21 protein-coding genes and 1 tRNA gene are annotated in these 18,810 nt (G+C 33.1%); 9 read left to right on the forward strand and 13 right to left on the reverse strand.

Annotated features, from left to right (window positions below; all coding sequences use genetic code 11):
- Positions 1-157 precede the first annotated feature (157 nt).
- Entirely contained in the window at positions 158-607 is a 450-nt protein-coding gene (locus BKM63_RS10055; protein ID WP_071636477.1) for a GatB/YqeY domain-containing protein, read from the forward strand.
- Positions 608-697: 90 nt separating this feature from the next.
- Positions 698-771: transfer RNA gene (locus BKM63_RS10060), tRNA-Arg, on the forward strand.
- A 42-nt stretch (positions 772-813) separates the two neighbouring features.
- Here BKM63_RS10060 and BKM63_RS10065 read toward each other — a convergent pair.
- Positions 814-999 carry a hypothetical protein gene (locus BKM63_RS10065; RefSeq protein WP_071636478.1) on the reverse strand — a complete coding sequence of 62 codons (186 nt, stop codon included), beginning with the start codon at positions 997-999 and terminating at the stop codon, positions 814-816.
- A 299-nt stretch (positions 1,000-1,298) separates the two neighbouring features.
- Between BKM63_RS10065 and BKM63_RS10070 the strand changes: the two genes are divergently transcribed.
- On the forward strand, positions 1,299-2,096 hold the full coding sequence (locus BKM63_RS10070; RefSeq protein ID WP_071636479.1) for a zinc-dependent peptidase: 798 nt from the start codon (positions 1,299-1,301) through the stop codon (positions 2,094-2,096).
- Positions 2,097-2,110: 14 nt separating this feature from the next.
- Here BKM63_RS10070 and BKM63_RS10075 read toward each other — a convergent pair whose 3' ends face one another.
- From BKM63_RS10075 to BKM63_RS10110, 8 genes are all read right to left on the reverse strand, one after another.
- Positions 2,111-2,962 (reverse strand): alpha/beta fold hydrolase, encoded by an 852-nt coding sequence (locus tag BKM63_RS10075; RefSeq protein ID WP_071636480.1) that lies wholly within the window; start codon positions 2,960-2,962, stop codon positions 2,111-2,113.
- A 151-nt stretch (positions 2,963-3,113) separates the two neighbouring features.
- Positions 3,114-3,794: a metal-dependent hydrolase gene (locus tag BKM63_RS10080; RefSeq protein WP_071636481.1), complete on the reverse strand. Its 681-nt coding sequence runs from the start codon at positions 3,792-3,794 to the stop codon at positions 3,114-3,116.
- A gap of 113 nt (positions 3,795-3,907) precedes the next feature.
- On the reverse strand, positions 3,908-5,749 hold the full coding sequence (locus BKM63_RS10085; protein ID WP_071636482.1) for a TlpA disulfide reductase family protein: 1,842 nt from the start codon (positions 5,747-5,749) through the stop codon (positions 3,908-3,910).
- A gap of 235 nt (positions 5,750-5,984) precedes the next feature.
- Positions 5,985-6,575, reverse strand: a complete 591-nt coding sequence (locus tag BKM63_RS10090) for a hypothetical protein (protein WP_123907063.1) — start codon at positions 6,573-6,575, stop codon at positions 5,985-5,987.
- A 258-nt stretch (positions 6,576-6,833) separates the two neighbouring features.
- On the reverse strand, positions 6,834-7,706 hold the full coding sequence (locus BKM63_RS10095; RefSeq protein WP_071636484.1) for a class I SAM-dependent methyltransferase: 873 nt from the start codon (positions 7,704-7,706) through the stop codon (positions 6,834-6,836).
- Positions 7,707-7,714: 8 nt separating this feature from the next.
- A complete protein-coding gene (locus BKM63_RS10100; RefSeq protein WP_071636485.1) occupies positions 7,715-8,179 on the reverse strand; it encodes a DUF962 domain-containing protein in 465 nt (154 codons plus the stop codon).
- Between the two features lie 46 nt (positions 8,180-8,225).
- Positions 8,226-8,774 carry a DUF2199 domain-containing protein gene (locus tag BKM63_RS10105; protein WP_071636486.1) on the reverse strand — a complete coding sequence of 183 codons (549 nt, stop codon included), beginning with the start codon at positions 8,772-8,774 and terminating at the stop codon, positions 8,226-8,228.
- A gap of 35 nt (positions 8,775-8,809) precedes the next feature.
- Entirely contained in the window at positions 8,810-10,039 is a 1,230-nt protein-coding gene (locus tag BKM63_RS10110; RefSeq protein WP_071636738.1) for a TMEM143 family protein, read from the reverse strand.
- Between the two features lie 197 nt (positions 10,040-10,236).
- On the opposite strand from BKM63_RS10110, the gene BKM63_RS10115 reads away from it, so the two are divergent.
- Positions 10,237-11,190 (forward strand): hypothetical protein, encoded by a 954-nt coding sequence (locus BKM63_RS10115; RefSeq protein ID WP_071636487.1) that lies wholly within the window; start codon positions 10,237-10,239, stop codon positions 11,188-11,190.
- Positions 11,191-11,401: 211 nt separating this feature from the next.
- On the opposite strand, the gene BKM63_RS10120 is transcribed toward BKM63_RS10115, so the two are convergent.
- A complete protein-coding gene (locus BKM63_RS10120; RefSeq protein ID WP_071636488.1) occupies positions 11,402-11,629 on the reverse strand; it encodes a hypothetical protein in 228 nt (75 codons plus the stop codon).
- An 89-nt stretch (positions 11,630-11,718) separates the two neighbouring features.
- Between BKM63_RS10120 and BKM63_RS10125 the strand changes: the two genes are divergently transcribed.
- Entirely contained in the window at positions 11,719-12,411 is a 693-nt protein-coding gene (locus BKM63_RS10125) for a S24 family peptidase (RefSeq protein WP_071636489.1), read from the forward strand.
- A 272-nt stretch (positions 12,412-12,683) separates the two neighbouring features.
- On the opposite strand, the gene BKM63_RS10130 is transcribed toward BKM63_RS10125, so the two are convergent.
- Positions 12,684-13,151 carry a hypothetical protein gene (locus tag BKM63_RS10130; protein ID WP_071636490.1) on the reverse strand — a complete coding sequence of 156 codons (468 nt, stop codon included), beginning with the start codon at positions 13,149-13,151 and terminating at the stop codon, positions 12,684-12,686.
- 263 nt (positions 13,152-13,414) lie between these two features.
- Here BKM63_RS10130 and BKM63_RS10135 point away from each other — a divergent pair, with 263 nt between their 5' ends.
- Positions 13,415-13,831 (forward strand): DoxX family protein, encoded by a 417-nt coding sequence (locus tag BKM63_RS10135; RefSeq protein ID WP_071636739.1) that lies wholly within the window; start codon positions 13,415-13,417, stop codon positions 13,829-13,831.
- 97 nt (positions 13,832-13,928) lie between these two features.
- On the opposite strand, the gene BKM63_RS10140 is transcribed toward BKM63_RS10135, so the two are convergent.
- Together BKM63_RS10140 and BKM63_RS10145 are read right to left on the reverse strand one after the other, a co-directional pair.
- Positions 13,929-14,639 carry a LytR/AlgR family response regulator transcription factor gene (locus tag BKM63_RS10140; RefSeq protein ID WP_071636491.1) on the reverse strand — a complete coding sequence of 237 codons (711 nt, stop codon included), beginning with the start codon at positions 14,637-14,639 and terminating at the stop codon, positions 13,929-13,931.
- On the reverse strand, positions 14,612-15,610 hold the full coding sequence (locus BKM63_RS10145) for a sensor histidine kinase (protein WP_071636492.1): 999 nt from the start codon (positions 15,608-15,610) through the stop codon (positions 14,612-14,614). Before BKM63_RS10145 ends, BKM63_RS10140 begins: the two co-directional genes overlap by 28 nt.
- A 180-nt stretch (positions 15,611-15,790) precedes the next feature.
- Between BKM63_RS10145 and BKM63_RS10150 the strand changes: the two genes are divergently transcribed.
- From BKM63_RS10150 to BKM63_RS10160, 3 genes are all read left to right on the forward strand, one after another.
- The gene (locus BKM63_RS10150; RefSeq protein WP_071636740.1) at positions 15,791-16,780 is read left to right on the forward strand and encodes a hypothetical protein; all 990 of its coding nucleotides are present in this window, start codon (positions 15,791-15,793) and stop codon (positions 16,778-16,780) included.
- A 30-nt stretch (positions 16,781-16,810) separates the two neighbouring features.
- On the forward strand, positions 16,811-17,023 hold the full coding sequence (locus BKM63_RS10155) for a hypothetical protein (RefSeq protein WP_071636493.1): 213 nt from the start codon (positions 16,811-16,813) through the stop codon (positions 17,021-17,023).
- A 250-nt stretch (positions 17,024-17,273) separates the two neighbouring features.
- Positions 17,274-18,803: a SulP family inorganic anion transporter gene (locus BKM63_RS10160; protein ID WP_071636494.1), complete on the forward strand. Its 1,530-nt coding sequence runs from the start codon at positions 17,274-17,276 to the stop codon at positions 18,801-18,803.
- Positions 18,804-18,810 lie beyond the last annotated feature (7 nt).

Raw genomic sequence — 18,810 nt, forward strand, 5'->3', positions numbered from 1 at the left:
CGGGTTATTTTTTTTATCTTCGCACAGAATTTAGAAATTTGACTTCTTTACTTAACTTTTAAAGTTAATTCTGTTGTCAGTTCGAGCCGAGGCGAGAATACTTTCAATGCAATATCAATTTATAAGCAGTTGGCTTATATAAATAAAAAATAAAAAGATGAGTTTACAAGCAAAGATCATGGACGAGATCAAAACGGCCATGAAAGCAAAAGATACAGTAGCGTTAGAGGCTTTAAGAGCAATTAAATCTGAATTGTTATTAGCTTCAACTTCTTCGGGATCTAAAGAAGATTTGTCAGAAGATGAAGAAATTAAATTGCTTCAAAGATTAGTTAAAACCCGTAAAGAAAGCGCAAGAATTTTTACAGAGCAAAACCGCGCTGATTTAGCTGAACCAGAATTAGCTCAGGTTGCTGTAATCGAGAAGTTTTTACCAGCTCAGTTAAGCGAAGAAGAAGTAGAAGCAGTAATTGCAAAAATTATTGCAGAAACAGGAGCTTCAGGAATTGCTTCAATGGGTAAAGTTATGGGATTAGCTTCTGCTCAATTAGGCGGAACTGCTGAAGGAAAAACAATCTCTACAATTGTTAAGAAGTTACTTTCGTAAAAAAATCCAATATAAAATTCCAAATTCCAAAGCTAAATTGGAATTTGGTCCCGAAACTTCGGGATAAAAAATTGAAAATTTAATATTTTTGACCGCGTAGTTCAACTGGATAGAATATCAGATTTCGGCTCTGAGGGTTGGGGGTTCGAACCCCTCCGCGGTCACTATAAAGACTTATTTCGTTTTGAAATAGGTCTTTTTTTATTTTAAGATTGTTTCTTAGAGTTTTTAATTATAGCAAAAACTGAAAAAACAAAAACAATTATATAAACAACTGCAAGCGCTGGTTTCTCAAATGTTAGATTTTTAAAGTCAAATTGTTTAAACAATGTTACGCCTAAAATGATAGCAATTATGCTAAAGGTAAATACTAATAAGTTGTTTTTTTTCATAGTTTTTTATGTTTTGATTGGTTGTTTAGAGGCTAATATAAAGAAATATTTAATTCCAATTAAGGGAGTTACTAATAAAGCTCTCTGTTTTTTGACGGGAATTAAATTCTACTTAGGTAAGATATCAGTTAAGGCTTGGCTTTAAGCAGCAACTAATAAATAATAAAAGGAATAATATCGCTTTAGGTAAGGATTTAAGAATTTAGTTTTTAGTCTTTTAATTTGTTATTTTAGCGAAATAGAGACAGCATATTTAGGTGCTTATAATGCATGTTTCATCCCAAATCCTATCTTGTTTTATGTTTGCATTATTATTTCTTGCTGTTTTATTTGGTTTTATATTTCTGGTAATTATTGTTTTTAGAGTCATTGAACCAGCTTATATGTTGATGTTCAATAAACCATTATTCTTATTTTGGAATCCTATTTTGAAGAAAATGGTGCTTAAAGACAAAATCTTTTTAAGTAAAGAATTCCCTTTTTATACCCAGCTTTCAGATAAAAGAAAGAGTTATTTTGAACATCGAATTTATTGTTTCCTGAATCATTATAATTTTGACGGAAAAGACGTTGAAGTTACTCAGGAAATGAAATTGATTATTGCCGGAACTTATGTGATGCTCACTTTTGGAATGAGAAAGTATCTTATTGAATTATTTGAAAGCATCATTGTATATCCGTCCGTTTATTATTCGATTATTAACGACGAATACCATAAAGGAGAATACAATCCAAGGGCTAAAACAGTGGTTTTTTCCTGGGAAGATTTTTTAAGCGGACATCAGACAAAAGACAACATAAACCTCGGATTACATGAATTTGCACATGTTCTGCATTATAATTCAAGAAAAAGCAGAGATCCAAATGCAATTATTTTCTTTGATGAATTCAGTGAAATTGAGAAATATTTTGATGAGGAAAATTTAAGGAACCAATTAAAACAAAAGCAGTATTTTAGAGAATATGCCTATACCAATAAATTCGAATTTCTGGCTGTTCTTTTGGAACACTTTTTTGAAACTCCGGAAACCTTTAAAAAAGAATTCCCGGAGTTGTTTGAACATGTAAAAGTGATGATTAATTTTAAAGAAGAATAGAAATTTCCGGAAATCTATTTTGTATTCTGTAGAAAATTATCGATGTAATTGACCACTAGTGGAATATTTTGATGCTGAGGAGCATGACCTGTTTGTGGCAGCACAATTAGCTGTGATGTTGGAAGCTGTTTGGTCAGCGGATACCAATTTTCTACAGCAAAACTAATATCGTGATCTCCGGAAATAATTAATATTGGTGTTTTTGTTGTTTTTAATTTGGCTCTAAAATTGTCTTTGTCAGCAACGGCACCTTCGCCTCCTGCAAAGTACAATTGAAAAATGTCCATTGTAGATGGGATTTTAGAAACGTCAATTCTTTTAGCAATTCGATCGTGAGACGATTTTGCCGCTTTTTTACTTTCTTCAGATTCTGGCTCAAAGAAGAGTACAATTTCATCATTAAAATCGTTAACAGGTTTTAAAGCTGCATCCAGAAAAGCCTGCTCCAGCGGTACAACCCTTTCTCCCACAGGACCTGTTCCTAGTAATACGGTGTGTGTTGTAAGCTCAGGATATTCAAAAGTGGCAGCTTGTGTTACCAGTCCGCCGTAAGACCAGCCCATTAAAGCTGTTTTTTTGATTTTAAGAAAATCAGCAAGATCCTTTACATCTTTAGCGACTTCTTTAATATCGGAAGGTAATTTCCCCGTCGAATAGCCAATTCCGGAATAATCAAAAGTGATAACCTGATATTTTTCGGCCAGAAGATCCAAAAACAAGGGGTCCCAGGTGTCAAGCGTTCCTCTAAAACGGTTAATTAAAATAATTGGAGTTCCTTCGCCAATTGATCTATAAGCGATTTTTCGCCCAGAGATGTCGGCAAATTGAGTTTCAGAGTTTGAAGCGTCTATTTTTAATGTACTCATTACTTTTAGTTTTTTGGTTAATAATGAACTACTAAACAATTTTGATGCCTTTTGAAAAAAATAATTAAAATCAAGCTTTAGCAGAACAGGGTATAAATTTTTCTGTTTTATTTCGCTAACAAAAAAGATCTTTCACGAAATATAGAAAATGCTACAACTCAATTGTATCGCCAATTTTTGGTAAATAAAGATTCAAATCAGCGTTTTTAAAATCATTTAAAGCTTTTTGATGATCCATTTTTATGAAACCAAAAGTGTCATAATGAACGCCCAGTATTTTATCAACTTCAACGAGTTTAGAAGCTTCAATGGCTTCTTCAATTCCCATTGTTAAACCATCGCCAATTGGGAAAACGGCAAAATCAAGTTTCGTAAATTTCGGAATCAGTTTCATGTCTAAAGTCAAAGCAGTATCGCCGCTGTAATAAAAATTTCCATCAGCTGTTGAGAGTACAAAACCCGTAGCAATACCGCCGTAAGTTCCATCGATAAAACTACTCGGATGCTGTGCTATAACACATTTTACGGTTCCAAAATCAAAACTGAATTTTCCACCCGGATTTATGGGGTGTGCATTTTCGATTCCGTTTTTTAAAAGCCAATTGTAAATTTCAAAATTCCCGAGCACTTTTGCTCCCGTGTTTTTCGCAATTCTTTCAACATCCAGAATATGATCGTAATGCGCGTGTGAAATAAAAATATAATCGGCTTTTATTTCGTCGACATTGATGTGTTTTGCTAATTCATTTGGTGTAATAAAAGGGTCAAAAAGAAGATGTTTTCCATTAGCATAAACAGAAAAACACGAATGACCATAATACGTTAGTTTCATAAGATATGTTTTTTAGGATTAATAATCTATTGATTTTTAGTTCAATAAAGATACCAATAAAAAATGCGCAGTAGTTTTACTGCGCATTTTAGACTTTAATATTTAGAGTAAATCTATTTTAATTCTTCATCAATCATTTCTCCTAAGCTGCCATTAGCATGGCCTGAAAATAGAATGTTTCCTTTTTTCCCAATCAGAATAGAGGTTGGAATTCCTTTTATTTTATAATCAGCCACCACTTCAGATTTAGAGTCAAAAACAACATTAAAATCGTATTTTTTTTCTGTTATATAATTTGTAACATTTTTTAAAACTTCATCTTCTTTTTTATTCTCCCAGGTATTTATAAATAAAAAAGCGACATCCTTGTCTTTATATTGCGTAACTAGTTCCTGCATTTTAGGGAAAGAAGCTTTGCAAGGACCGCACCATGTTGCCCAGAAATCAAGTACCACAACTTTGCCTTTGTAATCTGAAAGTTTAACTTCTTTTCCGTCCAGATTTTTCAGGGCAAAATCAGTTGCTGTGGCATTACCAAAAGTCTCCAGTACATTTTTTGCTCTGGCTGCTTTATTGCTTTTATCTGCTTTTTCTTTAAATTTCTCATAACCATCAAGAGGAAGGTTTTGTGCAACGTATATTTCTTTTAATTTGGTAAGGAATATTGCGGGAGGAACATTATTGCTATTGATTTCATTTTCAATGTATTCTTTAACTTCTCCCTGGCTTTTTACTTTTTCAAGAATCGCTAAGTAGCATTCTTTACCATTGGAATCTAATCCGTCAATTTTTCTTAAACTGTCCTGATATGTAAATGCTTCTTTGTATTTACCTTGTTTGTAAAGTATATGAGCGTATGTATCTGCATACATATTATATAAGCTTTGATATTCCGGATAAAAATTCTCTTTTTTCTTTTCTTCCAAAAGGTCCAATGATCTTTTAGAAATCGTTGCCGCAAAGTCAAGATCTTTACCGGGAGCTTTTAATGAACCTCCGGACAAAACCCACGCAGCATCATTATATGTATTTGAAGGATTATATAAATAAGGCTCGATTGATTTTGCTTTTTCAAGATCTTTTTTACTCAGATATATTTGTGCTAAATTTCCATAGAAAAAACTTAAGGATCTTTTCGAATGATCTTTAAATTTTGTTTTAAGCGTATTTATTGATTCTAAAACATAAGCTTCACTCTTATTCGGATGGTTCATAAAACCTTGAATAAACATCGTTTTTTGCATTTCTCCGTTTGGGTATCTCTTTAAGACCTCTTTTTTAATTTTTGCTGCATCTGTTTGCATGCCATAATTTTCATATATATGATAGGCCGTAACTAAGCTGTTTTCATTGTTTTTCTTCACGCATCTTGTTGCAAAAGCTATTGTCTCATCCTTAAGCTTCGTTTTTTTAACGTTTTCCAGATTGTACAAGTAACTCAAATAAGATTTATCATTTTTTAAATCAGGGTATTTTTTAAATAAAGTTTCGTATTCAAGAACCAGGTTTTCGGGTTTATTATCCAGGTCTAGTTTCAATACGTTTACAGCATAATATCGAATGAAAATTTCATTAGCCAGCGTTTTGCCTAATTCAGACTCATTTTGTGTTTTAAGATGTACGATATATCCTTTATTGTTATTATTATCTGCAATTTTTTGCAAGTCGCTTATAACTACTAAAATTGTTCGGGCAGAATCCGGGACTTTTGCAGTAAACTCATAACCTTTTTCACTTTTCTTTAATGGACTTATATCTACACTGTAATCAGTATCAAAAGCATATAGAATATTGGCTTTAGAGTTATTTTCTATTACTAAACCTGTCGGTGGTTCGTAAACATAAGTGTTTTCGGCACCTGTTTTAAATTTTGGAATTTTTAAATAGATTTTTCCGTTTTGAGAAAACACATTGTTAATGAGGGAAAGAAATAATAAAATGGTAATTTTTTTCATTCGTTTGTGGTTTTTGGTTAGAATATTTCTTAAATACTTAACGAATTGTAAAAGTATATATTATGCCTTAGTTCACTTTTTTTATTAAGAAAATATTAGCAGAAATTATTCAAGAGAAGAAAAAATGATTTTGTTAGTAAACGATAAAGTGCTTGTTAGTCAGTTAATTGATTTTGATTTTTTAAAAAGTACCAGGAGATTTGTTCTTAATTATCTTTTCTTTGAAAAATGCTTCTTAAGGATAACGAGTTATTGTAGTTTTTGTTTTTATAAATATGATTGTGTCTGTATTTACAAGACCATCCGAACTTAGGCTTTTGTTAGAATATTCCCTAAGAATGATTTTGATAGTGTCATTTAGTTTTTTTAAATATAATTGTTTGTATTTTATTTGACTGCTTGATCCTCCAAATTCATTTGTAGAATCAAGAGCTTTAAAAGCAAAAGGAATATTTTCTTTATGATGAGAATTGAAATAAATGGTAAAGTCTAAATCTTTTTCAATTGCTTCTTTGTCACTGTAGTAATTAATAATAGAAATTGCTGAATCTATTTTTAATGTTGAACTGTCTAATAATATTTTAGAGTAGTTAACAGGTTGATAATTGTAAGTTTTAGAATGTGTTAAAAATTTATCGTAGGCATTGTCAGGAAAATAATTAATCAATATATAAACTAATGAAAGAGAATAAAAGGATAGAATTAATACTTTATATATTTTAAAAAAGGTGTTTTTCGTGTTTTTATAAAAATATTCTAAAAAGAAAAAAGCTTGAATTCGCAATAAGATGATAAAAAATAATAAGTAAGTGATTTTTTCAATCAAATCATTTTTCCTGCTAAAATTTAGAATATAGATATTTAAAAGAAAACTTATTATATAAATAAAAACAAGCGTAGCATATAAAGTTAAATTTGATTTTAGAACTTTTGAGAAGCTAATGACATTCCATTTTCTTGCAATAGTAATTACCGCAATTGAGAAAGTCATTACTGCAATAAAAAGAAAAATAATAATAATAAAAAGGCTTATCTTGGTATCTATGTGTGGTTGTCCGTACTGCAATTTGAAATGTTATAAAAATTATTGTTTTGTCGCAAAAACAGTTCTGTAAAATTCATATCCTTTTTCAGATCTATTAGGAAGGAATTTTTGACGGTATTCATCGGCACCTAAGTCTTCTAAAAGCTGTAAGTTAAACAGATTTAAATACTGAGGTAACTCTTCAGGCTTAAAGCCAAAGGTCCAATGTTCTTCTAACCTCTCAAGGTCTTCTAAAAGCTTTTTACCACCCAAAAATGATTCAGGATTGTCAAGTATATCTTTATGTACGTAAGTAAATATGACAGAGCTGTTTTGGGCAAATTTAGAAATGAAAGCAAAGGTACTTTTTACAGCCTCTTCGGTTAGATAATTGGTTACGCCTTCCCATATTACAACAGTTGGTTTAGAAAAATCTAAATGGTGTTCTATTGCCAATTGATCCAGACTTTGTTTATTAAAATCAATTTGAAGAAAAGTGACATTTTTGGGAATTTGACCAATACGTTTCTTGTAGATTTCGGCTTTATAATTTGACGTATTCGGATGATCGATTTCTATTACCGGAATTGTTTTTAGAAAATCAAGACGCACCGCTCTGGTGTCAAAACCGGCTCCCAAAATTATAACTTGTTGTGCTCCGTTAGAAATCGCTTTTTGAAGCAATTCATCGATGTATTTTGTTCTGGCAATTCCCGAAGATAAGGCGCCCGGAATTTTTTTGTTGATAGTATTGCTTATGTATTTTGAAACAATCGAATATTTTGATAAACGCGCGGCCCATCTTAATTTAGAATCCAGAAAATGAACCGCGTATGGATCCAAGAATAATCTGTCGTTTATATTACGCTGTGTTTCTAAAGCTCTAAAAAAAGCCATGTATTGAGCCGTTCTGCTGGTTCTTTCTGCTTTCATGGCAACGCTTATTTTCTGGAAAATAAGTTGTCGACAACCCAAGCCGGACCAATTAGCAGAAACTGAAGATCTTTTAAGAAAGAAGGTTTTTTTCCTTCGATATTATGGCCATAAAACTGCCCGATCCAGGCAATTACAAAAACACCAATCGAGAATATCCACAACGGAAAAATCTGGCTGATATAATAATTTACAATAAGACAAATTGCTGAAAAAAGAGCAATTTTAACTGCCATTGAAATCGATAGCCGGATATAGAAAATAAGGACAAAAAGCAAAACGATAAAAGCCCAGTTTTCGATAATAGGTGCATTTAATTTTAAAGTATTGGCAATAACACCACTGGGAATACTCATTAATAAGCCTACGATAGAAAAGTAAATCGCCGGAACACAAATATAATGTATCGCTTTGTTTTTTGGATTTTGATGACTTACGGCATATTCTGCAAACCATTGATCTAATGTTCTCATTGTTTTGGTTTTAAGGTTAGTTGTCGTAAATCTAATAAAATTTCCTTTAGCTTTTACCGTGCTGTATTTTCATTATTTCATTGACAATAGCGACGGCTTTTTCAAAGTTTATTCCGTTTTCCTGATCAATTGTTAAAGGATGATTTTCTTCGATCATTTTTATTTCGGGAATCAATCCTAACTCTTGTTCGATGGCAACGGTTTTAAGAGAAATTGTTTTGCCATAAGTGGGAACATCGGTCTGCATCCATCCAAAATAGGGTTCCTGATTTACTCGTTCGGGATCTTCCCACAAATCCATTCTCAGGCAAAAATTATCCTCGCTTATAGTTGTCCAGACATTAAAAACCAGATCTTCGTGATAATCAATTATTGGAATGGTCAATCTGCCCCGATGAAAAAAATGTTCTTCATCGACATAACACCAGCTGCCGCCATATTCAATTCGCTGTTCTCTTTCTTCGGCAGGAATCGCAAAATAATAAGCCGGATATTCATTGCCAAAACACAAAGGCATTTCGTCGAAAGTTTCATCGCAGCAGGAACATTTATAGCTTGATTTTTTCTCTCCTTCGGAATTATCAGATACTTTCATTTTTTTAAAGTTAAGTTCAATCGTATGCTCTAGATTTATTTCTGATTGTAATCGAAAACATTATCCCACAATTCATCCATTTTAATTAGTGATTCTCCTAGCGAGATAACACTCCATTTGCCGTTGTTTTCTATTCCGAGGCCAATGCTTTTTAGTTTTAGCAAAGCATCGTTTACATCAAAATCTAAGTCGGTTTTTAATTTTGAAGCAAACCAGGATTCAATTTGGAAGTCCAATTCTTCGGCGGTAATCGGGTTTTGGCTTCGGTTTAAAAAAGCATACGCCAGAATCGTTTCTTTTAGGGCCTCTTCTTCAGATGAATTTAAAAGCGAATAAAATGCACCACTGTTGTTTCCGAGATTTTTGAAATACAAACTGTCTGCAAGCATTTTTGAATATCTAATTTTCTTGTTTACAAAATTGTTGTACTGACGGAAACAGTAAGCAGATAAGATTCCCAGTGCAATTAAGCCCTGATTTAAAGATGTTTTACTATTTAGTAAATCTATCGTTTCGCCGGTTTGATAGGCTTCGTACATATTTAATAAGGCCGGAATTACTTTGGCACTCAATAACGAAATACCTCCAAAAATTCCCGGAACCCAAAGTAACATTTTATCTTTTATAGACATTTTTGGAACCGCATTAGGGAAAATCGTTTCCAAATCGTTTTTAGGAACACGCTTAAATATTTTTAAAGCGATAGAGCCCGGATCGATTGGCATTTTTCCTAATTTGACTTTCTTTTTAGTCAAATAATCGGCGTCGCTGTAATTAAGGTAAATCAAAACGCGATCGTAATATTCAATCTCTACCTCTTTTTTCCAGAAATAATATTTTTTGACCTTTTCTTTTGCTTTGTGGTGTCCTCGAACATACAATTCATAATCCTTAAAAGCATTAAAATCAATAGCCAGATTTAAACCTATTAAATCTGATTCTTCAAAAGCTTCTCTTAAAGTTTCCTGATCTATTCTGTAATAATTTCCTCGGTCTAAAACGGTAAGAAGAGTTTCTTTAAAAACCGAAAAGTCACTTTTACCAATGTAGCCTTCACGTTCTTTTTCGCTTAAATCCGGATCGTATAAAGCGTAGTTTTGCTTTAGGTTTCGATTAAGATTGAAAGATTCGTAATGATAATAATGTTCGATAATCTCGAATAATTTTTTAAATTCATCAGCCTTTTGTTTGTCTTCGGCGAAAGCTGCAATTTGTTGTTCGAGTAAGAATTCCTTGTTGAAGGGAATATAATGTTCTCGTTTCATATCGATTTCGGGCTTTAATTTGTTTTTTGGCGTGGAGGATGCAAAGATATGGTTTTGTTTCAAGTTTCAGGTTTCAGGTTGGGGTAATAAAAAAAGATGCTAAATCTGATGAATCTGTGTGAAATAATAATAATTTTATAGATAATAGATTAATAATCAATTTTATAAAATAGAGCCTTTGCAGCCACATCATTTTTATGGAAAAAATTCTGGCCTATATCGACTTACTCGGATTCACGAAGATGATTGAAAAAGAGCATCAGAAAGCGGAAGAATTGCTTTTGCAGTTTTATGATATTGCGTTTGGGATTATCAACGATGATAACCGGCTGAAAGGGAATATATCTTCTGACTGCCTGCTGGTTTATTCCGATAATTATTCGGTTCTTATCAACTGTCTTGCTGAGATTTACAGGGTTTGTTTTCTTTATAATGATACTATTAGTGATGCTGATTTTTATTTGCTGCCACGCGGTGCTGTGAGCGTTGGAAAAATGACGATTGGCGAAAGAGATACTTCTGTAACTATTACAAAAGATTTTATGATTGGTAAAGCGCTTGTGCATTCGTCAAAACTGGAGCCTCAGATAAAAGGAAGCCGGCTTTTGATAGCGGTTAATGCCCAAGATGAAAAACAAATGACGGCATTACTTCAAAACAAAGAAATTAACAGCGTGCTGTATCAAAACTGTACATTTAAATTCTGGCCGGGTTATCAGTATGTAGATGCGTTATGGTTTCTCGATCTTGATAAAACCCCCGAAGAACAAAAGAAAGAAGTTTTGAAACTCCTGAATATAGCGATACAGCTCACTAAAATGAATAGTAAAAACAGTAAAATAGCCGAACATTATATTAATACTTTGAGAATAGGCCTGCTTAGTTATTCTAAATTTGTTGAGAGTGGAAACGATATGGTTTTACAAGCTGTTATTAAAGAATTTAAAAACGGAAAATATTGGTTTTTGTGGCTTACGGTAATCGAAATTGCAATTAACTGCAAAAACGAAAATAAAAATGGAGATTGGTCCTATATACAAGATTTTTATAAAAAAGTAAGCTTGGAAAAAAGCTGGATTTATGTAATTGAAGAAATTAATAAACCCGAAAAGTTATATCTTAAAAAGGCGTTGAAGACCTTTTTAGCCTAAAAAAACAAAAGCCGTAAGATGATTTTACGGCTTTGCCTTCTCAGGGAAATACATTAGACAGGCTAGGATCAGATGCTTATCTAATTATTTGCATACTGCACAAATAGATTTATTAGGGTCCCTCTCATAATTGTTTATTATAGGAAGTTAGGATTCTTCTATATAAAATTTTATGAATTCTTATGGCGAAAAGAGCGGGACCCATTTTATATTATTGTTTTCTTATCTCCTCTCTTAATCTCTTGGCTTGACTTTCTCTTACAATTCTATATTCATTATCAAGCCTCTTGTATTCGGCTTTAATAATATCGCAAATTATGCCTACACGGTCACCTCGAATGGATTTGCGAATATAGTCGTAAGAATAACCGTGCTTTTCTTTAATAATCTTTAAGACATCTTGGTTGTAACTTGGCTGAGATTTTATATTTTTGTCCATTGCATTATTTGTATTAAAAATAAGACAAATATAAGTAGGATATTTCTTAATCGCAAACAATTGTAAGATATTTTGTAAAAAAGAAGATTATGGCGGAAAATACAATAAACAGGATCAAACAGTATTTAGATTACAAAGGTATTCGGGTTAGGACTTTTGAAAGGGAAGTTGGAATGTCAAACGGTTCTTTTGCAAGCCAGCTCAAGAACAATAAAACAATTGGGGTGGATAAGTTAGAAAATATCTTAAAACAGTACCCGGATATTAATCTGGAATGGCTTTTAAAAGGGAATGGAGATATGTTGTCTTACGAAAGTTTAAATGAAAGAAGCACGCTTTACAAAAAAACAGAAAAATCACAAAGTCATAATATTCCAATTTATGATGTACAAAGTACTGCCGGAATCGTAGATTTGTTTGGAGAAAATAACAATCAAAAGGCCGTTAGTTTTTTAAATGTTCCCAGAATTTCTGAGTTCGACGGTGCTTTGTATGTTGTAGGCGACAGTATGTATCCTTTGCTTAGAAGCGGTGATATTGTAATATATAAGAAGATCAATAATCCCGAAGAAAATATTATTTGGGGCGAGATGTATTTGATTTATGTAAAAAACGATGATAATGAATACTTTTTGACCCGATATTTAAAACCGTCAGATCGTGAATCGTATGTGCAGTTTGTGTCTCAAAACCCGGATCATCAAACGGTAGAATTTCCCGTAAGCAGTATAAAAGTCCTTGCCTTAATTAAGGCTTCGGTTAGGGTTAATTCTCAGTTTTAATTATTGATATTGAGTAAACTAAATTTAGTAAAAGTGCAGCCCTAAAAAATAAAAGTGGGATTTCTAATCGTTACCAGCGATTTGAAATCCCACTTTTTGTTCCAAAAAAAAGTGACAAAATTTACAAGCTTTCTTGTGAAAAAAAACTATATTCTAAAATAAAAATTATTGCATACAAGTATACAGCGAAATAAAATTCAGACAGCGCGTATTTATACCTGTTTTTTATTTTTTTAAGGTGCAGAGCTGTAAAGTTTTTTTAACTAGAATAATTATTCAGGGTTGGATTTACTTAATCTAATTACTTTTTCAATGTATTGTAACAGGTTTTCCCGTTCGAGAGAAAAAGAGGCGTTTGAATCTTCGTTTTTTAAGTATAAATCGGTAATGCTTTGGGCATCCATGTTTTTGTTAAGATGATGATGAAGGGTATATTTTATTAAATCATCAAAAAAAAGTTCTTTTAAGCGTCCTTTTTTGAGCGTTTTGGTATCGCCATTTTTTATTTTTTCTATTTCAGATTCGGGCAGATCAATAGTCAGGAATGCAGTATCTACGGGAACTTTTGAAAGCATTTCTTTAGTCGTTTTTCCTGAGGCATCACAGTAAGCGCAGGGGGCGGGGACCCATTTTAATTCTTTTTTTAAGCGTTGTATGTCTTCCCAATCTACAAATCCTTTTCCTAGACATCGCGGACATTCTAAATCTGATTTTTTAAATAATAATTTAAAAATGGACATTGTTTTAAAAATTTTGGTTAGCGTTTTATAGCAGTGCGAAGGTAATTATTTATGTAAGAAAATTATTTTAATGGAAGTTATTTTTGATTGAGTAAGGTTTTTTTGCCTTTTGGTTAAAAATATAATTAGGTTTTCAGCCGCGGGTATGTTTAATAAACATGGATATTTCACAACTTTTCGATGCTGACGATGCAAAGAACTATATTGCATTATGTTATAAATTTGATTTGAGGTTTTTGAATCAAACTAACAAACACTTAAAGATGAGAAATATACCAACTACTAAAACACAGGATTTTTTTAGAATTCTATTAGGGCTATTTATGATCACAGCGGCTATTGGCCATTTTACTTTTCAAAGAGCCGATTTTCAGGCGCAGGTTCCCAATTGGATACCCATGGATAAAGATCTGGTTGTAATTCTTTCCGGAGTGGTTGAAATTGCTTTAGGTCTTAGTATGTTATTCCTAACCCGATATAAAATAGTAGTCGGAATCGCGCTGGCAATTTTTTACGTGTTGGTTTTTCCAGGTAATATCGCCCAATACTTAAACGGAACTCCCGCCTTCGGACTCGACACAGATCAAGCCCGTTTAATAAGATTGTTTTTTCAGCCTGTTTTGATTTTTCTGGCTTTGTGGTCGACTGGGGCAATTGGCTATTTTAGGAGGAAGGTTTAGCGTTTTGAACACTTATAATTACAATCTGTGTTATTATTGCTATGATATCCATATATATAAGTCAGAAAAAGTCAATCTTTACATAATTGTCTAATTATCAAATCGAAAGATTGTCCAATAAAATCTGATACTTTCTGCCCACAGGAATGATTTCTCCATTCGACATAGTAAGATTTTTAAAAGTAACCGCTGATATTTTGTTTGTGTTTACTATAAAAGAACGATGCACCTGTACAAAACTTTTACAGTCGATTTCAGAAGAAATACTCGAAAGCGACCCATAAATAATATGAGGTAAATTATGTTTTGTGCTGTAGAGTTTCATATAATTGCCCAGACTTTCGATATAAATAATATCAGAAAGAGGCATGTCGATTGTTTGTCCGTTTAAGCGGTAGGAGAGTGTTTTTGAGTTGGTATTGACTTCTTTTTTAAGGCTGTTTCCGGAGAAATACGTTTTGGCTTTCTCTATAGCTTTGGCAAATTTTTCGGGCGAAATGGGTTTAAGTAAATAATCGATCGCGTCGTTTTGGTATGCCGAAAGCGCAAAATCAGAATAAGCTGTGGTGACAATCGTCAGCGGTCGGTTGGGCTGTAGTTCCATTAATTCTACGCCCGAAATTACAGGCATATTAATATCCAGGAAAATAATATCGTATTGGTTGGCATTAAGCATTTTTACGGCTTCCATACCACTAAAAGCACTTCCGGAATGTTCCAGTTCGTCAAATTTAGAGATGTGCGAAATCAAGGCTTTGTGTGCCGGCGATTCGTCATCGATTATAAGACAGCGGTAGGTAAATGCCATATATTTAATTTTACTACAAACATATTTTTCTCTTTTCTACAGCTTAATTCGTGTTTTAGGCCGTAAACTTCCAAACGTCTTTTTAGGTTTTCAATTCCAATTCCGGTACTCGAAAGACGCGATCCTGAGTCCAGATAATTGTTTTTTATCGTAAAAGACAAATTACGGCATTTTACTTTTAAGTCTAATATAATAAACGGTTCGGCGGTTTCGGCCGAGAATTTAACCGCATTTTCAACCAAAGGTAAAAAGAATAAAGGCGGAATCTCGATTTCATCAAAAGCACCTTCAAATTTTTGAGTCACCTTCAAACGTTCGTTTCTAAAGGTGTAGTATTCAATGTATTTTTTTACGAAAGCAATTTCCTCTTCAACCAAAACATAATCTTTTTTAGTGGCTTCGATTTGGTATCGCAGCATATCCGAAAGATTCAGGATTCGGTCTGGAACTTTATCCGGCTCTGAAAGAGATTCTCCGTAGAGATTATTCATAGCATTCAATAAAAAATGCGGATTCAATTGTTGTTTTAAAAACGAAAGTTCTGATTTGAAATTCATAATATCCTTATCCGCATCTGTGATTTTTTTGGTAATAACAACATGCATAAAATAGAAAAACATTCCGTTGATAATCAGCGATAATATCTGAAGCGTTTTGAAATTTCCTAAACCAACCAGCGGAAAAAACCAGTTCATGAAAAAGTAAAACGAAGTCCAGTAAATTACAAAGAGGGCAAAAAATGTTTTAAGCTTTTTTTTAAATAAAAAAGGTCTGATGATAAAGACATTAAAGATCGTTACCCAGACAATACAAGGAAAATAACCAATTGAGACTTTCTCGATCATATAAGGCCAGTCATGACCGTCTAATTTTATTTCGTCATAGACACAAGCCAAAATAACCATAATTATAAAGGTGTGTACGATGAGGTTTCTAAGAAAAAAGTTTTGATAAATTTTGAGAATCTTCATAACGGCAAAATTAGTTTAATATTATAGTTTGCAGCTATTTGTGTTGTAGAAATTATACAAACGCCATTCGTATAAATGATACGCCACTGGTATAAATATTCTATTATAATAGGTACTGCTCGATTACTTTTGACCCGAATTTCAAGTATCATCCAAAACAAATCTTATACATTCCAGTTTATGAAATCAAGAATTATTTCGGTTTTAATTGTTTTTACCTCAATGCACATAATGGCGCAGGAAAAAGAGCCGGGCATCAAGACTTTTGGTAAAGCAATTGTAGATAAATTTCCAACAACGCGAACTTTTGATGTACAATATGAACAATTAGGGCCTTCTAATTACAATTCTGATTTATTTGGAAATAATTTTGAAAGAGGCCGATTTGAAAGCCATAACCGTTTTAAAGCCGCTTTTAATATGCCTTTTTATGCCACAAAATCGAAAAGATTTGCTTTAACCACGTCAGTTCGATATAAATACGAAAGTTATGAGTTTGGCGATATTTATAATTACAACAGTACTCAGAATTATTCAAGAGAACGTGAGGAGCTTCATTATTGGGCAGGAGCTTTGACTGCAACTTATATGTCATCGCTTTTTAAAAAGCCGATTATTTATAACGCTACGATCAGCTTTGACGGAAATGAAGATGATTTTCAACGGGTAAAAGGATTTGCATCAGCAGTAATAGTGCTGAAACGTACGCCAAGCACAACTATTACTGTTGGAGCATTGGCATTGTTAGATCCGTCCTCGATCGTTCCTGTAACACCGCTTTTTTCTATGAACCATAAATTTAAAGATTCAAAATGGGATATGGATTTTATTTTGCCGCAACGGCTTTTGTTTAGAAGGGAATTGTTGGAAAATGGAAGAATTTCGCTGGGAACAGAATTGAATTCTGAAAGTTTTTACTTAAATTTAAGCACCTCAAATTTAAATGGTGTTTACGAGCTCAATCAGCTGGAATTAAAATCCGGCATTACCTACGAATATTGCTTTACGCCAAAAATAATTTCATTTGTAAAAGCCGGTGTCAATAACGTTGTAAGTACGCGTATTACCGAAAAGGGAGAACGTACCAATCGATATGTTTACGATCAAAAAGAAGATGCGCAGGGATATTTTAGAGTTGGGATATCGTACAATCTTTTTCAGCAAAAATAATTTAGATTTAAAAATTAAAATAATATAGTTATGGTTGTTGAGGTTTTTAAGACAAACGTTTACAAAGAATCAGACAAAAATTATGTCATAGCCGTTATTCAGACACAGTTTCCAGATTATAAAATCAATTTTGATCTCGAAGACTGCGATAAAATATTGCGTGTAGAAGGTGTTGAACCGCAATATAACGATATTATTGATTATGTAAATTGTCTAGGCTATACCTGCATTCGTCTGGATTAACATTTTATTATGCAAAACAGGTAAAAATACGCAGCTGTATATTTCGCTTTATAGATAGTTTTGTGCGATAATTTCATCTAAAAAATAAAAACTACTCAAATGACAAGTTTCATTCTTTCATTGTTCATTTTACTTTTAAAACAATTCTGTTAACTATAACAATTGTTTTATACATAGCTTTTTATCATGACTTTTTCATGCTGAAAAGCTTTGTTCCGTTTTCGGGCATTATTTTTTACATTTGTGCCCTATGAAAAAAGCTTTCCAACTCTTCGATTTTACTCAAAAGGTTAATTACAAAAATGAAATTTTAGCCGGTTTAACGGTTGCGATGACAATGATCCCGGAATCTTTGTCGTTTGCTATTTTGGCTGGATTTCCCCCTTTGGTTGGTTTGTACGCCGCTTTTATTGCTGGTTTAGTTACAGCTGTTTTTGGCGGAAGACCCGGAATGATTTCGGGTGGAGCAGGAGCAACGGTAATCGTTTTGATTGCTTTGATGAAGTCGCACGGAATAGAATATGTTTTTGCTGCCGTTGCACTTGGAGGCGTAGTGCAAATTTTTATCGGACTTTTTAAACTCGGAAAATTTATTCGGTTAGTTCCTCAACCCGTTATGTTTGGTTTCGTAAACGGATTGGCGGTCGTGATTTTTATGTCGCAGCTGGAGCAGTTTAAAACCATTGTAAACGGTCAGGTTTCCTGGCTTCAGGGAACTCCGTTGTATATTATGCTTGGTCTGGTTGCGCTTACAGTTGCTATTGTTTTAATTTTTCCAAAAATCACAAAAGCAGTTCCGGCATCTTTAGTAGCAATTATGGTTGTTTTTGCTTTGGTCATTATTTTTAATATCGAAACCAAAACCGTTGAAGATATTGCATCAGTTCAAGGGGGATTTCCTCCTTTTCATATTCCTAATATTCCTATTTCTTTTGAAACTTTAAAAGTGATATTTCCGTATTCTGTAATTGTGGCCGCAGTTGGTTTGACTGAAGGTTTGCTTACGCTGAATTTAGTCGATGAAATTACCGGAACTAGGGGCAATAGTAATCGTGAGTGCATCGCACAAGGAAGCTCGAATATATTAAACGGCTTTTTCTACGGAATGGGCGGCTGTCCTATGATTGCGCAGACTTTAGTAAACCTGGGGGCTGGTTCAAGAGCAAGACTTTCTGGAATTATCGCTGCTTTGACGATTTTATTAATTATACTATTTGGTGCACCGGTAATTGGAAAATTGCCAATGGCTGCTTTGGTAGGCGTTATGATGATGGTTGCTATTACCACTTTTGAATGGGCAAGTTTCAGGATTATCAATAAAATGCCAAGACACGATATTTTTGTCGGGATTTTAGTTGCTTTAATTACTATTGTATTGCACAATTTGGCTTTAGCGGTTTTAATTGGTGTTATTATTTCGGCTTTGGTTTTTGCATGGGAAAGTGCCAAAAGAATCCGTGCCAGACATTATATTGATGAAAACGGTATAAAACATTATGAAATTTACGGACCGCTATTCTTCGGGTCAATTACTGCTTTTTTAGAAAAATTTGATGTTGTGAACGATCCGGATCATGTGATAATTGATTTTAAAGAGAGCCGTGTTTCTGATATGTCGGCAATTGAAGCTTTAAACAATCTGACTAAAAAGTACAATCAGGAAAATAAAACCATAGAATTGCAGCACCTAAGTGCAGACTGCAGGCAATTGCTTAAAAATGCCGATGCGGTTATTAATGTAAATGTGATTGATGATCCTACTTATAAAGTGGTGTCTTAATAATTGT

It is taken from the genome of Flavobacterium johnsoniae (genome assembly GCF_001879205.1).
GTDB lineage: Bacteria > Bacteroidota > Bacteroidia > Flavobacteriales > Flavobacteriaceae > Flavobacterium > Flavobacterium johnsoniae_A.

Coding starts and splice junctions, on each gene's coding strand:
- BKM63_RS10055 (WP_071636477.1), top strand. CDS start 158: ATGAGTTTACAAGCAAAGATCATGGACGAGATCAAAACGGCCATGAAA.
- BKM63_RS10065 (WP_071636478.1), bottom strand. CDS start 999: ATGAAAAAAAACAACTTATTAGTATTTACCTTTAGCATAATTGCTATC.
- BKM63_RS10070 (WP_071636479.1), top strand. CDS start 1,299: ATGTTTGCATTATTATTTCTTGCTGTTTTATTTGGTTTTATATTTCTG.
- BKM63_RS10075 (WP_071636480.1), bottom strand. CDS start 2,962: ATGAGTACATTAAAAATAGACGCTTCAAACTCTGAAACTCAATTTGCC.
- BKM63_RS10080 (WP_071636481.1), bottom strand. CDS start 3,794: ATGAAACTAACGTATTATGGTCATTCGTGTTTTTCTGTTTATGCTAAT.
- BKM63_RS10085 (WP_071636482.1), bottom strand. CDS start 5,749: ATGAAAAAAATTACCATTTTATTATTTCTTTCCCTCATTAACAATGTG.
- BKM63_RS10095 (WP_071636484.1), bottom strand. CDS start 7,706: ATGAAAGCAGAAAGAACCAGCAGAACGGCTCAATACATGGCTTTTTTT.
- BKM63_RS10100 (WP_071636485.1), bottom strand. CDS start 8,179: ATGAGAACATTAGATCAATGGTTTGCAGAATATGCCGTAAGTCATCAA.
- BKM63_RS10105 (WP_071636486.1), bottom strand. CDS start 8,774: ATGAAAGTATCTGATAATTCCGAAGGAGAGAAAAAATCAAGCTATAAA.
- BKM63_RS10110 (WP_071636738.1), bottom strand. CDS start 10,039: ATGAAACGAGAACATTATATTCCCTTCAACAAGGAATTCTTACTCGAA.
- BKM63_RS10115 (WP_071636487.1), top strand. CDS start 10,237: ATGGAAAAAATTCTGGCCTATATCGACTTACTCGGATTCACGAAGATG.
- BKM63_RS10120 (WP_071636488.1), bottom strand. CDS start 11,629: ATGGACAAAAATATAAAATCTCAGCCAAGTTACAACCAAGATGTCTTA.
- BKM63_RS10125 (WP_071636489.1), top strand. CDS start 11,719: ATGGCGGAAAATACAATAAACAGGATCAAACAGTATTTAGATTACAAA.
- BKM63_RS10130 (WP_071636490.1), bottom strand. CDS start 13,151: ATGTCCATTTTTAAATTATTATTTAAAAAATCAGATTTAGAATGTCCG.
- BKM63_RS10135 (WP_071636739.1), top strand. CDS start 13,415: ATGAGAAATATACCAACTACTAAAACACAGGATTTTTTTAGAATTCTA.
- BKM63_RS10140 (WP_071636491.1), bottom strand. CDS start 14,639: ATGGCATTTACCTACCGCTGTCTTATAATCGATGACGAATCGCCGGCA.
- BKM63_RS10145 (WP_071636492.1), bottom strand. CDS start 15,610: ATGAAGATTCTCAAAATTTATCAAAACTTTTTTCTTAGAAACCTCATC.
- BKM63_RS10150 (WP_071636740.1), top strand. CDS start 15,791: ATGAAATCAAGAATTATTTCGGTTTTAATTGTTTTTACCTCAATGCAC.
- BKM63_RS10155 (WP_071636493.1), top strand. CDS start 16,811: ATGGTTGTTGAGGTTTTTAAGACAAACGTTTACAAAGAATCAGACAAA.
- BKM63_RS10160 (WP_071636494.1), top strand. CDS start 17,274: ATGAAAAAAGCTTTCCAACTCTTCGATTTTACTCAAAAGGTTAATTAC.